The following is a 14,455-nucleotide window of genomic DNA, read 5'->3' on the forward strand; positions in this document are numbered from 1 at the left end:
CCAGAGTTTGGGATTGGTTCGTTGATGTTCAGACGCCGAGCGCCAGACGTCCGGCATTGACGCGCGTGGCATCGTCCTGCGGCGTGTGAACCCGCCCGCACAGGACATCGCGATAATGCCGCTCCAGCGGGTTGGCGCGGGTGAGACCATGATTGCTGGTCAGCGACAGCGCATCCTCGAGAATCGTGACCGCATTATTGGTGACCGTGAGCTTGACGATGCTGGATTCGGACGCGCTGAGCTGCACGCCATCGTCGAAATCGCCCGCAAAGCTGTCGATCAGTCGGGCATTGACGGCAAGACGCGCCTCGATGCCGCCGACGATCTCCTGCACTCTCGGCAGCGTCGCCAACGATGCGCCGAGGTTGGATGGCTTCCGGTTGTTCAGGAATTCGACCAGCCAGTCGCGCGCGGCACGGGCGACGCCGTCATAGATCGCGGCGACGAAGATCGCATGCACCACGGACTGGGTGAAATCCGGCACCCGCCATTCCTCGGGCGTACGCACGTCGATCTCATGGTCGAGCGGGAACACGACGTCTTCGAACACGACGTCATGGCTGCCGCTGGCACGCAGGCCGAGATGGTCCCACGTTTCGATAATCCGCGTCCCCGGCAATCCCGCGGGAACCAGGAACAGGCCGACGCGCGTTTCCGGCTCGTCGGTCTTCGCCCACACCGCATACCATTTCAGGATCGGCGCACCGGTCGAATAGACCTTGCGGCCAGAGAGCCTCCAGCCGGTTTCGGTCTTTCGCGCTGTTGTCGCCGGTAGCCCGCCGCGCGCGGGAGATCCCAGATCGGGCTCGACCCGCAGCGCATTGATCAGCGCCACGCCATCGACCGCCTCTCGCGCCAGTTTGCGCGACAGACGCCCCGGCCAGCGTGTGCTGCGCGCCATCACCAGATGCTGGATGTAGTGCATCGACAACACCAGCGCCGTCGATGGGTCAGCCTTGCCGAAGATGCCGAGGATGCGCGCCGTATCGAGCGCACCCGCGCCGTGGCCGCCAAGCACCGTCGGCACGGTCAGCGCCAGCAATCCCGCCTCGGCAAGCTCCTTGAAATTCTCATGCGGAAAGCTGGCGTCGCGATCGTGCTGCGCCGCCCGGGCCGCGAATTCGGAAGCAAGTGCCCGCGCGCAATCGTACGGTATGGGCGTATGTTCCGCCGGCGGCTCCTTACGTATCGAACTGCTGTTCACACTCACCATGTGGCGTCCAATCCAAGCAGGCCAAGGATGTTACGGCGCAATTCCGCCAGCCTGGGATCGCCGCGGTGCCGCGGATACGGCCGATCGACCGCGATGTCGGCCTTGATGCGCGCGGGCCGGTCGCTGAACACGATGACGCGGTTGGCGAGGAACAAGGCTTCCTCGACGTCATGGGTCACCAGCAGCGTGGTGAATCCCTTGCGCTGCCACAGCGCCACGATTTCGGCCTGCATCGTGATCCGCGTCAGCGAATCCAGCTTGCCGAGCGGCTCATCGAGGATGAGGATCTTGGGGTCGTTCACCAATGCCCGCGCCAGCGCGACGCGCTGTGCCATGCCGCCAGACAATTGATGCGGATAGGCATTGCGAAACTGCGACAGCCCGACGAGGTCAAGCGCGGCATCGACACGCTGCCGCTGGGTCTTCAGGATGCCCTGCGCCTCGAGCCCAAGCGCGACGTTGTTCCAGACCGTTCGCCACGGAAACAGCGTCGGATCCTGAAACACCACGACCCGGGATGGGAACGGTCCGGTGACGGGATCGCCGTCCTCGCGGAGCACGCCCGATCGCGGCGCCTCAAGCCCCGCGACCAGCCGCAGCAAGGTCGACTTGCCACAGCCGGAGGGACCGAGCAGTGCGATGAACTCACCGGGCTTGACGCTGAAATTGACATCGTCGAGCACCGGCAAGACGCTGCCGTCGATGTCAAAGGCGTGGCTGATGCGTTCGACATCGAGTGAGGCGCCGACGGCCGGATAAGTGACCGCTTCGGCAAGGGCATGCGCTACCATTTGACGACTCCCTTCTGCCAGATCAGCAGGCGGTCGCGCGTCCGGAACAGCAGCGTGATCGCTCCCGAACACAGCAGCGACATCACGATCAACGCGGCATACATGTTGGCATACGCCGCCCAGCCCTGCGCCCATTGCAGATACCAGCCGAGTCCCGCCTTGACGCCGATCATCTCGGCGACGACCAGCACTGCGAACGACGATCCGAGGCCCATGAACAGGCCGACGAACACGTGCGGCAAGGCTGCGGGAATCGCGACCTTCAGCACCAGGAATGACGGTTTCGCGCCGAGCGTCCGCGCCACGTCGTAATAGGCATTGCTGACGCTCGCGACGCCGGACCAGGTCAGCACCGTGACCGGAAACCCGGTCGCCAGCGCGATCAGGAACGTAGAGGCGCTCCAGCTCGACGGGAAGGTGAAGAACGCGATCGGCAGCCACGCCGTCGCCGGCAGTGGACCGATGAACCGCAGCACCGGATGCACCCAGTAGCCGACGCTGCGCGACCAGCCGATCGACACGCCGGTCAGAAAGCCAACGGTAGCGCCGATGACATATCCGCCGAGCTGAAGTTTTACGGAAGCAAAAATGCTGTCGAGCAATTTGGGCAGATCATCGGTGTAGACCTCGATGATCGACTGCGGCGGCGGGAAGAACGGCAGCGGCAGCCACCCGAATTTTGCGGTCGCGACCTCCCACAGCGTCAGGAACAACGCCGATACCAGCAGCCACGGCGCACGCCGTTGCAGGCCGGCATTGAACCGCCCGAGCCGGCTGCCCGCCACCGTCGCCAGGAAAATGACGCCGGAGATAACGAAGGCCGCGGCGGCGAGCTGATGGGTGCGCGTCCAGTCGCCGATATCCGGCCACCACAGGCACGATATGCCAAACCCGGCCCACGCCAGGCTTGCGAACACGCCGGTCCCGCCTGCCGGAAACGAGACCGCCAGCGACAGCGGCCGCCCCGAAAGTGCTGCGCCTTCTTCCGCCGATTGCGCCAGAGCGACCGTCTTAGACGCCGAATACGTCGACATAGATCCGCTCCGCAAATTTCGCCGTATCGGTGCTGGCCTTGAAGACCGAAACGCTCTTCAGGTCGTCCGCATAAGCCTTCAGTTCCCGCTTCAACACTTCGCCGACGGGATGGTGATGATGGGTGTGGTAGCGGACCATGGCCTGCAGATCCTGCAGGCTCGCCGTCTTGGGGGCGTAAGGCTGGAATGAAGCCGCGGCGACATCGGGGTTTTGCGCGGTGTACATGGCGGCATCGAGCAGCGCCTGCGTGATGGCGCGTGCGACCTGCGGTTCTTCGCGAACCAGGCTGCCGCGCAATCCGAGGATGCAGCAGGTCTTGTCCTTGTATTCACCGTCGAGGTTGGAAGCGACCTCCTTGTAGGCAGAGTCCTTCAGCCAGATATGGGCGATCGGATCGGAGGCCAGGAACGCCTGAACCTCGCCCTTCTCGACGGCGAGCTGTAGCAGATTGCCGGGATAGGCGCGCCAGTCGACGTCCTTGTTGGGATCGATGCCCTGCTTGGCAAGCTGGATCGAGAAGAAATTCTTGTCCGGTCCGCCGAGATCGCCGACCGCGACGATCTTGCCCTTGAGGTCGGTCAACTTGTCGACACCGGAATTGGTGCGCGACAACACGCGCATGCAGCCGCCATGGGTTCCAGCCGCGATCTTGACGTCAAACCCCTGCTCCAGCGGCTTCAGCCAGCGCAACGCCATGCCGAGCCCCGCGTCGCTCTTGCCGGTCGCGATCGCCTCCAGCAGCTGGTCGGTCGAACCGCTGTAGTTGATCAGTTCGACGTCGAGATTATGCTTCTTGAAGATGCCTTGGTCGATCGCCACTGGAACCGGCACGAGGCAGACCGCGCCGGCATTCCATGACAATTTCAGCTTTCGCGGTGCTCCTGATAGCGCCGGCGCGTTGGAGGCGGTCCTGCAGATCGGGAACTCCGAGAAGTCGATGCCTGATGTCGCCGGACGGAACGGGAAGGCTTGCGCGCCAAACACGCCCAGCGGCGCGGCGAGCGCCGCGGCAGCCCCGCCGCGCAGCAACGTTCGGCGATCCAGCCGCGTTACGTCGTTCTTTCCATCTCGTGACATCCTGCACTCCTGCTCTCAAAACGGCATGGCGCCGCCGTCGGCGCAGCACGTGGATGCTGCGGTCCGTTATGTTCCACACTGGCGATCGGTTATTCGGTTCAATCCCGGCGAGACTCCGATCTCGCCCCGTTGATCTGACGTTCAAATGATGCGCGGCAGCAACGCCGTCGTCAATGAAATGGAATTTTGAATGTGAAAGCGAACGGAGAGATTATCTCCACATTGATATCGACGTGCGATGAAACGGTTTTTGCGCGCTCGCAAAATATGCAGCGACCCCGCATCGATTCAGTTCTTCCGGTTTCGAACGAGTTCAAGCCGCACAGCAGACAATTTTTATTCGCGCGTGAGTAGCGAGGCGATCATTGCCGGTGCATCAAAATATTCAGTCAGCCATTTCATTGACTGCGGAGCTGTCGCTCGTACGCTTGCTGCATCGCCAATTGCCTCACGCAATGCGGCGGATCACACCGGAAAGAACAAAGGCATGAACAAACTCGAATCAACAACGCGCTCACGCATCCGTAAATTTGGCGCCACGCTGGTCGGCGCCGCGCTGGGGCTGGCGATAACAGCTTCGGCCATGGCAGCGGACACCGTGACGCTGCGCGTCGGCGACCAGAAGGGCGGCAACCGTTCGCTGCTCGAAATCGCGGGATTAGCGAAGGATCTTCCCTACAAGATCGAATGGTCGGAATTTCCTGCCGCTGCGCCGATACTGGAAGCGCTGAATGCGGGCGCGCTCGATGTCGGCTACACCGGCGATCTGTCGTTTCTCACCGTCTATGCCACCGGTGCACCGATCAAGGCGATCGGCGGCACGCGCTCCGATGCCCGCACCCAGGCGATCCTGGTCCGGCAGGATTCGCCGATCAAGACGGCGGCGGATTTGAAAGGCAAGCGGCTGGCGGGAACGCGCGGCGGCTGGGGCCAGTTCCTGATCGACGCGACGCTGGAGAAAGCCGGATACAAGGTCGACGACGCGACCTTCGCGCCGCTGGGTCCAGTCGATGCCAAGATCGCGCTGGTCGCCGGCTCGATCGACGGATGGGCGGTGTGGGAGCCCTACGTGTCCTACGCGACGCTGAAGGATAAGGCCCGCGTCGTCGCCAACGGCGAAGGCCTGACGCCCACCATCACCTTCATCGTGGCATCCGATTCCGCCATCGCCACCAAGCGCGCGGCGGTGCAGGATCTCGTGCAGCGGCTGAACAAGGCGCGGCTATGGTCGCTCGATCACTTGCCCGAATATGCCAAAAACACGTCCGAGCTGACCAAGCTGCCGGAAGACGTGCTGCTCAGCGCCTACACCGCGCAAAAAACCAGCCCGATCGTGATCGACGCCGACATCGTCAAGGAAGTTCAGGCGGCATCCGACCGCGCCACCCGCTACGGCATCCTTTCCAAGACGCTCGATGTCAGCAAGGCCGTCGATCGCAGCTTTACGGCGGCGGCCGCCGGATCGAACTAACTCACCACAGATGAAACGGACAAGGGTCGGCATTCCGGTGCCGCCCCCTGGACTCGGCCGTTGAAGTTTCTTCTGTGGTTGGCTGCGTCCGGAGAATGTTGTGCGGGGAACCTGCGTAGCTTTGGAATTCAAAAAGCAACGCCCCGAGGGAATAATCGACCTTGTTCGAGATGACTTGTCACGACCACGCGAGCGAGCGCAGAGGTCACCGATGATTCAACGCAGCACGATCTATCCAATCAAAATGGCGGCAGCGATCATCTGCCAGGCGGCACTGCTGGCCATGATCGTCTGGGGATTTCACTGAAATTCCGAACTTCCCGGCGGACGGCTACACAGCGAAACATACTGGGCTGCATCAGACATGATCCCGCATTACACCATCCGGCATCTCGCGGGAGCGCGCGAGGAACTCTCATGCTTCCGACAGCTGGAGGATGAAAGCGCGGCGCTGTACTTCAATATTGTGCACGGCGCGAAGGTCCGCAGACGCTTCACCACCGCAGAATCGGGAGTGCCCTGCACGGACTACGTCCTGATCGCGCGCGAGGATGGCAGCGACGGAGCCGTCAGGGAACGGGCTATCGCGCTGTTCGACGCCTCCTGATCGAGACTTCCCCAGACGAACTCGGCGTGCCCGCTATCCCGCCGCCGCGACCTTTTGCGTCGGCGCGACGCTGACCGCCAGTTTGCCGTAGCGATCCTTGAATGCCTCGGTATCGATTTCCTCGAGTTGGATCGCACCGCTCATCACGCCGGCCTTCCAGGCCTCGTGCTCGGGATCGTGCTGAAATTCCGGCATCACTTCCCTGGCGAACAGTTCCAGCGAATCGCAGATGTGCTCATGGCTGTTCTTGCCGGCCTGGTTGAGCAGGATCACCTGGTCGATGTGCGAGGAACGAAACCGCCGCAACTTCTTGCGGATGGTTTCCGGCGAGCCGATCAGGCCGCCGCGAAGGGCTGCCTCCTGCGCCTCCGGATTTTCGCGCTTCCACTTGTTGTATTCGTCCCACATGTTGACGGTGCCGGGATCGGGGCGCTGCCGGTTCTGCGACGCGCCGTAATAGCGCAGCGCGAACTGGAAGAAGGTCGCGCCATCGGCGCGCGCCCGCGCCTCCTCGTCGGTCTTGGCGCACATGAAGAATGACACCAGCGCCATGTTCGGGTTGATCTCGTAGTCGGCGAGTTTCTTCAAACGCTTGGTGATCGCGTTGTAATAGGCGTGCACCCAGGCGTGCGCCGCTTCCGCGCTGACGAACTGAAAGCCCAGCGCGCCAAAGCCGTTCTCGCCGGCGCGTTCGATGGTCTGCAATTGCGAGCACGCCATCCACAGTGGCGGATGCGGCTTCTGTACCGGCTTCGGCACCACGTTACGCAAGGGGATGTCGAAATATTTGCCGTGATGCTCGGTGCCGACTTTGGTGAACATCGGAAAGATCGCCTGCACCGCTTCCTCGAACACCTCGCGCTTGGTTTCCATGTCGCGGCCGAACGGCGTCAGTTCGGTGATCGAGGCGCTCTCGCCCATGCCGAATTCGCAGCGGCCGTTGCTGAGCAGATCAAGCACCGCCACGCGTTCGGCGACGCGGGCGGGATGGTTGGTGGTGAGCTGGAAAATGCCGTGGCCGAGCCGGATTCTTTTGGTGCGCTGGGAGGCGGCGGCGAGGAACGATTCCGGCGACGGCGAATGCGAATATTCTTCCAGGAAATGGTGCTCCACGACCCAGGCGTGGTCGTAGCCGAGCCGGTCGGCGGTCTCGAGCTGCGTCAGGGCATTCTGGTAGAGCCGGAGCTCGTCGCCCTCTTCCCACGGGCGCGGCAGTTGCAGCTCATAAAAGATGCCGAACTTCATGACGTCGCTCCCGATTGTTGTTTTGTTGCAGTGTATTCGCGGCAGGGAGCAAGTCTAGCCTCGGCCGTGAAACTCCAATTCCGCGCCGCGGAAGCCGGCTTGCATGGAACGCGCGAATGGTTAGCTTGAGGGTCTGCCTGAGTCGCGGCCGATCACGGCCCGCTCGCCCCTCCGCCGAGACCAAATGACCACGTTTACGCCGCATCAGGATTCCGCGCTGAAGGCCGTTGCCGACTGGATGAAGGCAAAGCCCGGCAAGAACGGCACGCCGCCGGTATTCCGGCTGTTCGGCTATGCCGGAACCGGCAAGACCACGCTGGCGCGGCACATCGCCGACGGCGTCGATGGCGAGGTGAAATTCGCGGCCTTCACCGGCAAGGCCGCGCTGGTGATGCGCAACAAGGGCTGCGACAACGCCTCCACGATCCATTCGCTGATCTACCGCGCACGCGAATCCGGCGTCGAGCAGCCGAGTTTTGAGCTGTGGGACGACGCGCCGGCCTCGAAGGCCAAACTGATCGTGATCGACGAATGCTCGATGGTGGACGCCGAGCTCGGCCGCGATCTGATGTCGTTCGACTGTCCGCTGCTGGTGCTCGGCGATCCCGCGCAGCTGCCGCCGATCCAGGGCGGCGGGTTCTTTACCGATAGCGAGCCCGACGCGATGCTGACCGAGGTGCATCGCCAGGCCCAGGACGATCCGATCGTGCGGATGTCGATGGATATCCGCGAGGGCCGCGAACTCGAAATCGGCCGCCATGGCGAGAGCGAGGTGGTGTCGCGGAGCGAACTCGACCCGGACCGTGTGATGAAGGCCGACCAGGTGCTGGTCGGGCGCAACAACACCCGCCGCGCCTACAACATGCGGGTGCGGCAGAAACAGAACATCGAGGATCCCTTGCCGGTCGCCGGCGACAAGCTGGTCTGCCTGCGCAACAACCGCAAGAAGGGCCTGTTCAACGGCGGCCTGTGGCGGGTCAAGTCGCGCGCGCAGTCGAAATCGAAGATCATCACCATGCGGCTGTCGCCCGATGAGGACTTCGGCCACAAGGTGACCAAGGTCTCGGTGCGCGGCGATTGCTTTGGCGGCGCCATCGAGACCATCCCGTGGGAGCAGCGCAAGCCCTATGACGAGTTCGACTATGGCTATGTGCTGACCGTGCACAAGTCGCAAGGCTCGCAATGGGACGACGTGGTGCTGTTCGACGAAAGTTTTGCGTTCCAGGACAGCCGCGCGCGCTGGCTCTACACCGGCATCACGCGCGCTGCGAAGCGGCTGAGCGTGGTGGTGTAGGGAACGGTCATTCCGGGATGGTGCGCCAGCACCAGACCCGGAATCTCGAGATTCCGGGTTCGATGCTTGCGCATCGCCCCGGAATGACGGCAAGCCGTCACTTCTCCGCAACGAAGTAAAAATCTTCCCTTCCCGGCGGCGAGCCGTAGGTGAAGGGCTGTTGCGCGCGCTTGGTCATCGTCCAGACGTCGTCGCGGACGATATCGAACAGTTTCCGTACCTCGACCTTGGGCGTCTTGAGTTCACGCGCCAGCACGGTTGCGAACGGGCTGTTGACGGAATCGCCATCGAGCGCCGTCTCGCCGTGCTTGGCGGCATAGACCACCATGAAGCCGGCCTCCGGCTCGATGTTGGAAAAGCCCTTGTTGACCAGCTTCAGCGCAATGGTCCGCTGCATGTTCTTCTCGAACGGATTGTCGCGGCAGGCATCTAATATCACCAGCCGCAGCTTGCGCGCGCCGGAGACCGCGGCGATCAATTGCTCCAGCGCCACCGCCTGCGTTTCCGCATCGCGGTCGGCGGCGAGCTTGGCGTCGGTCGGGATCAGATAGTTGACGCCGCCGATCTCCATGCCGTGACCGGCATAGTAAACCACCGCCCAATCGGCTTTTTCAGCTTGCGTGCCGAACTCGTGCAGGGCCGCGAAAAACTTGTCGCGGGTGAGGTCCGGCGCCAGCGTCACGGTCGCGAAGCCGAGGTCGCGAAGCGTGGACGCGATCAATTTGGCGTCGCGCGCCGGATTGGCGAGCGGTTGCACGTTCTTGTAGGCGCTGTTGCCGACGATCAGGGCGACCTTGCGCGGACCTGATGACGCGGGGGCTGCGGCCGTCAGCGCCGCCAGGCGCTCCTTGGCGAAGCGGCGCGCAATGGCGGTATCGATATCATCGAACTTGGTCAGGGCAGCGCTCGCCGAACGGTATTCGCCGCGCGCGCCGGCGATGTCACCGCGCTTTTCGAACACCTTGCCGCGGTTGGCGTGCGCGCGGATATTGTTCGGGTTGATCTTGAGCGCCTCGTTGTAATCCTTCAGCGCAGCGTCGAGGTCCCCCTTTGCCAAATAGACATTGCCGCGGCTGGTCATCGCATAGACCGAATTCGGTGTGTGGGCCAACGCCACGTTGCAATCCGCGATCGCTTCGTCGAACTTCCTGATTTCGGTATAGGTGATGCAGCGGTAGGCCGCGACCTGCGGGGCGTCGGGATTGATCTTTTTCGCCTCGGCGAAATCGGCGAGCGCCGCGTCGTATTGCTTGCGGTACGTCTGCACGCGTCCCCGGTTGAAGCGGTGATTGTAGCGGCTGGCGTCGTTGTTCGCGAGCCTGACGGCGGAATCGAGTTCGGTGAGCGCGCGCTGCAGGCCGCCCTGACGCATAAAAATAAGGGCGCGGTTATTGTAGGGGCTCGAGAAATTCGGCTGCAGTTTCGAGCTCTGCGCGTAGTCGGCCAAAGCCCGCTCGTCCTCGCCCTTGCTGCTATGGGCGAGGCCGCGCGAATTGATGTATCCGGCGTTATCGGGAACGAGGTCGATCGCCGCGTTAAAGGCTGTTATCGCGCCGTCATAGTCGCGCTTCTTGATCAGCGCATCGCCGCGAACGCCGAAAGCGCCCGCCCTGGCCTTGGCGGGCATCTTGTTGTCGGCAATGACGGTCTCGCAGGCGGCCAGCCTTGCGACCGGTTCCGTGTCCTTATTCCGGCAGGTGTCGATATCGCCCGCCGCCCGCGCGGAGCCGGCGGCGACAAGGGTGACGATGACCAGGAAGAAGGCGCGCAACATCAGTGAAACGCTCCGGCGCATGAATTTTGGTCGCCGGAGGCTGCCGGCGGTTCATTGTGGGAAGCTGTGCGAGGTCCGGTCAAGCGTGGCCAAACATCGCGCCTAACGTGTTGCGCCGGCGCGGTTTTATTCACGAACTCGTGTGTCGCCGGCCGTAACAAAATGAGCCCAGGCCCGTATCTCTGCGTATCTGAGGAAGCTGCGCCGATTGCGAAACGCGGCTCCCGCTCTAAACTGCCTTCCAACAGCCCCAAGAGGAAACCATGTCCCCTCGCCGATCCAGCCGCCTTTCGCTGTGCGCCGCCGCCATCGGCGCGCTCGCCATTGCCGCGTTCGCCGTCACCCCCTCGCGCGCCGCGGAAGAAGCCGTGATCATTCCCCCGCCCGCCGCCGACGTGCAGCCGGCCAGCGGCCTCCAGACCGCGGTCCTTGCCGGCGGTTGCTTCTGGGGCGTCCAGGGCGTGTTCCAGCACACCGCGGGCGTGGTCAACGCCGTGTCCGGTTACGCCGGCGGCACCAAGGCAACTGCCGACTACAATCTGGTCTCGATGGGAACCACCGCGCATGCGGAAGTGGTCGAGGTCAAATACGACCCGAAGAAGATCAGCTACGGCAAGATCCTGCAGATCTTTTTCTCGGTCGTGCACGATCCGACCCAGCTGAACCGCCAGGGCCCGGACACCGGCACGCAATATCGCTCGGCGATCTTCACCACCAGCGACGAGCAGAAAAAGGTCGCGGAGGCCTATATCGCCCAGCTCAACGGCGCCAAGGTCTACAAGAAGCCGATCGTGACCAAGGTCGGCCCGCTGGAGGCGTTTTACGCGGCGGAGGCCTATCACCAGGACTACATGACGCTGCACCCGAACCAGCCCTATATTGCCTTCAACGACATCCCGAAGGTCCATAACCTCAAGAAGATCTTTGCGAGCGACTACCTCGATAAGCCGACGCTGGTGAGCAGTGCGAAGGCCAGCAACTAGATCAACGCATCGCGTCATTGCGAGGAGCGAAGCGACGAAGCAATCCATTTCTCCCCTTGCTGCGGCATGGATTGCTTCGCTTCGCTCGCAATGACGAAAATATGTAAAGGAGACTCCATGTCCGACACCAAGACCAAGGTCGAGAAGAGCGAGGCCGAATGGCGCCGCGAGCTGACGCCGATGCAGTATGCGGTGCTGCGCGAAAAGGCGACCGAGCGGCCGTTCTCCGGCGAATACGAGCATGAGCACCGCAAGGGCACCTATACCTGCGCCGGCTGCGGGCAGACGCTGTTCGAATCCGACGCCAAGTTCGATTCCGGCTGCGGCTGGCCGAGCTTCACCGCGCCCGCCGCGGATGGCCATGTCGACGAGGAACGCGACATCAGCCACGGCATGATCCGCACCGAGGTCTTGTGCTCGAAATGCAATGGCCATCTCGGCCACGTCTTCGAGGACGGCCCGGGACCGACCGGCCTGCGCTACTGCATCAATTCGGCCGCGCTGAAGCTGCAGCCGAAATAGCTGCGGCCGCGGTCGTCCCTCACTCGTCATGCCCGGCCTTGTGCCGGGCATCCACGTCTTTGGTGCCGCAAACAAGATAGCCGTGGATGGCCGGGACATAGGCGAGCGGAAGCGACGCCGTGCTTCGGACGGCTACGCCCGGCCATGACGGCGGATAGATATTTCTCAATTCCATTCGAACTCATTTCCTACCCCGTGCGACCAAGAGCTGGTCGCGCGGGGTTTTTCATTTTCAGGGGGGCTTCTCCGGTTTGCCCGGCGCGCAAATCAAGGAAAGTTCAATGCAAATATCGAAACGTCTGCTGCTCGGTCTCGGCGCAGCCACCCTCATCATGGAGAGCGTTGTGATCCAGCCCGCTTTTGCCGCCGACAAGGTCTCCTTGTTCAAGGTCATTACCGCGAAAGATGAAATCGTCATCGGCATCGGCGAGGACGATCTGGCGCAGATGGACGGCAAGAACGCCGGCGGCATCGCCAAGATGCTGGTGGCCAAGGGCTCGATGAGCGTCTGGCGATACGCCGTGCACAAATCCGCCTCGGGCGACCTCGAACAGGCGCCGCTGCACAAGATCGGCCTGCTCGCCTCAGACTCGCTGCGCGTCGAGCCCTATGCGACACCGCTGAAGGTGCTGCCGATCGACGAGACGAAGAAGTGACGCGCTAAGCGCGTCATCCCGGGGCGCGAAGCGAACCTCAGGTGCGCAATTGCGCACCGGGGGATCTCGAGATTCTCCGATGCGCCCCGGAATGACGGTTGCCCAATTCCCCCTTTCGGCGGAGCGAGGACTCGCGGCCTGGAGTATGCTTTGCTCCGGGCCGCGGGGCGTTTTCACCTGACGCCGGCCACGCTTTCAGGAGGCCGCCATGTCGCTTGGCACGATACTGATCATCATCCTGATTATCTTCCTGTTGGGCGGCTTCTCCGGCCGTTTTGGCGGCTATGGCTATGGTCTCGGCCATTCCGGCATGGGGCTGATCGGGGTGATCCTGATCGTGCTGCTCGTCCTGGTGCTGTTGCGCAAACTTTAGGCTTGGTAGCCCATTGAAATAACAGGGCTTATTTCGGTCCGAAACGGACCCAAAGCCAGCCATGCGTGGATTCGTCATCACCCCCGATCTGCGCATCAGGAGTCGCATTTCTGTCAAACAGGCTTATATTGGGGGTCGAAATGACGTGCACGGCGCGCCGCCCGGGATAGCGGCCCACCGTCATCCAATCCCCACTCGCTCGACGAACGAGCCAAAAAGATTGAGGTCACAAACCATGCGTCCATTCAGCTACGATACCGCTGCCGAACTGTTTCCTGCCGCGATCCGCAAGAAGAAGCGGGCCGGCTTTGCATATCGGCGTTTTGGCACCGCGGCCGAAGCGGTTCGCTTCGCGATCGAGGAGCTGCCGGCGGACTCGCTGAACGGCGCCTATCTGCAGGTCGAGGAAGCCCGCTTCGACCAGAGCGGCATCCGCACGCTCTATGAGAGCGAGGCCTTCCCGCTGACGCGCCGTCCCCGCGCGCCCGCCGCGACCGAAACCAGCGCCGACGCTGCGTAACAGTAAGCTTTCGAGTTGTCTGCCCTCGGACGATGTCCGGGGGCATTTTTTCGCGTGTGTGAAGATGATTAGCGCGGCTGCTTGTCGAGCCAGCGCTTGAGCATCCGCACGTTGCGGACGTTGGCGCGGAACATGACGTCGAAGGCGTCGCCTGCGACCGGCACCAGGCCGACCACGCCATCGAGCGCGACATTGGCCAGCATCCGCGTCGTGATGTGCCAGGGCGCGCCGAGCGCGCGCGCCTCGCGCACCACCCACAGCGAGATCGCTGTCGTGATGATGTCGCCGACGACAGGGATCAGCCCGATCAGGCCGTCGATGCCGTAGCGGATATTGGTGCCCGGCACGATGAAGGCGACGTCGAGCAGTTTCGACAGCGCTTCCAGCCGCGCCAGCCGCTGCTCGCGGGTGAGATTGCCGAACGGGTTGGCGCTGGAATTCCCGAAGTCGATCCGGAAACCCTCGAATTGCCCGCGCAGGCTGGGGTCGGGGATTTCGCGCCCCTCCTGGTCGATCACAGGCCCACGGCCCTTCGCCCGTGCCTGTGAGGGACGTTCGGTGCGGGCGCGGTTCGGCACAAAAATATCGTCGTTTGTCATGGCCATCAGATGGTAACGCAAAAGGCGCGCGCAAGTTGCGTCAAATTATCGCTTTCCTCTTGCCGACCTGATGACGCGGAGTTCAGATTCAAATTTCAAACAGCAATGTCGTCCCGGCGAAGGCCGGGACCCATAGCCACCGGCGGTAATTGCGTTTGCACGCTGGTCGTTATCTTCCATCTTCAACAAAAGGGCCGCGGCGTATGGGTCCCGGCCTGCGCCCTAGGGCATGCACACATCTCTAAGGCACCATCCAGCGGCGGCGGCGTGGAAGTATTCGAGGCCGTGCTTCATG

General features: G+C 62.8%; 16 protein-coding genes. 8 read left to right on the forward strand and 8 right to left on the reverse strand.

Going from position 1 to position 14,455, the window contains the following annotated elements; translation table 11 throughout:
* Positions 1–28: 28 nt before the first annotated feature.
* From JQ629_RS34565 to JQ629_RS34580, 4 genes are read right to left on the reverse strand one after another with little or no spacing between them, the layout of a single operon-like run.
* Positions 29–1,213, reverse strand: coding sequence for an acyl-CoA dehydrogenase family protein (locus JQ629_RS34565; protein WP_212416416.1), 1,185 nt, complete (start codon positions 1,211–1,213; stop codon positions 29–31).
* Positions 1,207–2,004: an ABC transporter ATP-binding protein gene (locus JQ629_RS34570; protein ID WP_212416417.1), complete on the reverse strand. Its 798-nt coding sequence runs from the start codon at positions 2,002–2,004 to the stop codon at positions 1,207–1,209. Before JQ629_RS34570 ends, JQ629_RS34565 begins: the two co-directional genes overlap by 7 nt.
* Positions 1,998–3,038: an ABC transporter permease gene (locus JQ629_RS34575; RefSeq protein ID WP_212416418.1), complete on the reverse strand. Its 1,041-nt coding sequence runs from the start codon at positions 3,036–3,038 to the stop codon at positions 1,998–2,000. Before JQ629_RS34575 ends, JQ629_RS34570 begins: the two co-directional genes overlap by 7 nt.
* Positions 3,016–4,116, reverse strand: a complete 1,101-nt coding sequence (locus JQ629_RS34580) for an ABC transporter substrate-binding protein (protein WP_212416419.1) — start codon at positions 4,114–4,116, stop codon at positions 3,016–3,018. Before JQ629_RS34580 ends, JQ629_RS34575 begins: the two co-directional genes overlap by 23 nt.
* Before the next feature lie 487 nt (positions 4,117–4,603).
* Between JQ629_RS34580 and JQ629_RS34585 the strand changes: the two genes are divergently transcribed.
* Positions 4,604–5,587, forward strand: a complete 984-nt coding sequence (locus JQ629_RS34585) for an ABC transporter substrate-binding protein (protein WP_212416420.1) — start codon at positions 4,604–4,606, stop codon at positions 5,585–5,587.
* Positions 5,588–5,951: 364 nt separating this feature from the next.
* A complete protein-coding gene (locus tag JQ629_RS34590; protein ID WP_212416421.1) occupies positions 5,952–6,194 on the forward strand; it encodes a hypothetical protein in 243 nt (80 codons plus the stop codon).
* 33 nt (positions 6,195–6,227) lie between these two features.
* Here the strand turns inward: JQ629_RS34590 and JQ629_RS34595 are convergent, their stop codons facing one another.
* Positions 6,228–7,439: an LLM class flavin-dependent oxidoreductase gene (locus JQ629_RS34595; RefSeq protein ID WP_212416422.1), complete on the reverse strand. Its 1,212-nt coding sequence runs from the start codon at positions 7,437–7,439 to the stop codon at positions 6,228–6,230.
* Between the two features lie 184 nt (positions 7,440–7,623).
* On the opposite strand from JQ629_RS34595, the gene JQ629_RS34600 reads away from it, so the two are divergent.
* Entirely contained in the window at positions 7,624–8,733 is a 1,110-nt protein-coding gene (locus JQ629_RS34600) for an ATP-dependent DNA helicase (RefSeq protein ID WP_212416423.1), read from the forward strand.
* 97 nt (positions 8,734–8,830) lie between these two features.
* On the opposite strand, the gene JQ629_RS34605 is transcribed toward JQ629_RS34600, so the two are convergent.
* Complete coding sequence (locus JQ629_RS34605; protein ID WP_212416424.1) at positions 8,831–10,507, reverse strand: caspase family protein; 1,677 nt, start codon at positions 10,505–10,507, stop codon at positions 8,831–8,833.
* 263 nt (positions 10,508–10,770) lie between these two features.
* On the opposite strand from JQ629_RS34605, the gene msrA reads away from it, so the two are divergent.
* Positions 10,771–11,490, forward strand: a complete 720-nt coding sequence (msrA, locus tag JQ629_RS34610) for a peptide-methionine (S)-S-oxide reductase MsrA (protein WP_212416425.1) — start codon at positions 10,771–10,773, stop codon at positions 11,488–11,490.
* 117 nt (positions 11,491–11,607) lie between these two features.
* Positions 11,608–12,012 carry a peptide-methionine (R)-S-oxide reductase MsrB gene (gene msrB / locus JQ629_RS34615; RefSeq protein WP_212416426.1) on the forward strand — a complete coding sequence of 135 codons (405 nt, stop codon included), beginning with the start codon at positions 11,608–11,610 and terminating at the stop codon, positions 12,010–12,012.
* Positions 12,013–12,031: 19 nt separating this feature from the next.
* Here msrB and JQ629_RS34620 read toward each other — a convergent pair whose 3' ends face one another.
* The gene (locus tag JQ629_RS34620) at positions 12,032–12,187 is read right to left on the reverse strand and encodes a hypothetical protein (protein WP_212416427.1); all 156 of its coding nucleotides are present in this window, start codon (positions 12,185–12,187) and stop codon (positions 12,032–12,034) included.
* A 106-nt stretch (positions 12,188–12,293) separates the two neighbouring features.
* Here JQ629_RS34620 and JQ629_RS34625 point away from each other — a divergent pair, with 106 nt between their 5' ends.
* From JQ629_RS34625 to JQ629_RS34635, 3 genes are all read left to right on the forward strand, one after another.
* A complete protein-coding gene (locus JQ629_RS34625) occupies positions 12,294–12,668 on the forward strand; it encodes a hypothetical protein (RefSeq protein ID WP_249135477.1) in 375 nt (124 codons plus the stop codon).
* A gap of 208 nt (positions 12,669–12,876) precedes the next feature.
* Positions 12,877–13,041: a DUF3309 family protein gene (locus JQ629_RS34630; protein WP_212416428.1), complete on the forward strand. Its 165-nt coding sequence runs from the start codon at positions 12,877–12,879 to the stop codon at positions 13,039–13,041.
* Between the two features lie 235 nt (positions 13,042–13,276).
* Positions 13,277–13,561: a hypothetical protein gene (locus tag JQ629_RS34635; RefSeq protein WP_212262784.1), complete on the forward strand. Its 285-nt coding sequence runs from the start codon at positions 13,277–13,279 to the stop codon at positions 13,559–13,561.
* A gap of 68 nt (positions 13,562–13,629) precedes the next feature.
* Here the strand turns inward: JQ629_RS34635 and JQ629_RS34640 are convergent, their stop codons facing one another.
* Entirely contained in the window at positions 13,630–14,166 is a 537-nt protein-coding gene (locus JQ629_RS34640) for a DUF4112 domain-containing protein (protein WP_212416429.1), read from the reverse strand.
* Positions 14,167–14,455 lie beyond the last annotated feature (289 nt).

The organism is Bradyrhizobium sp. AUGA SZCCT0222 (assembly GCF_018130205.1).
Taxonomy (GTDB): domain Bacteria; phylum Pseudomonadota; class Alphaproteobacteria; order Rhizobiales; family Xanthobacteraceae; genus Bradyrhizobium.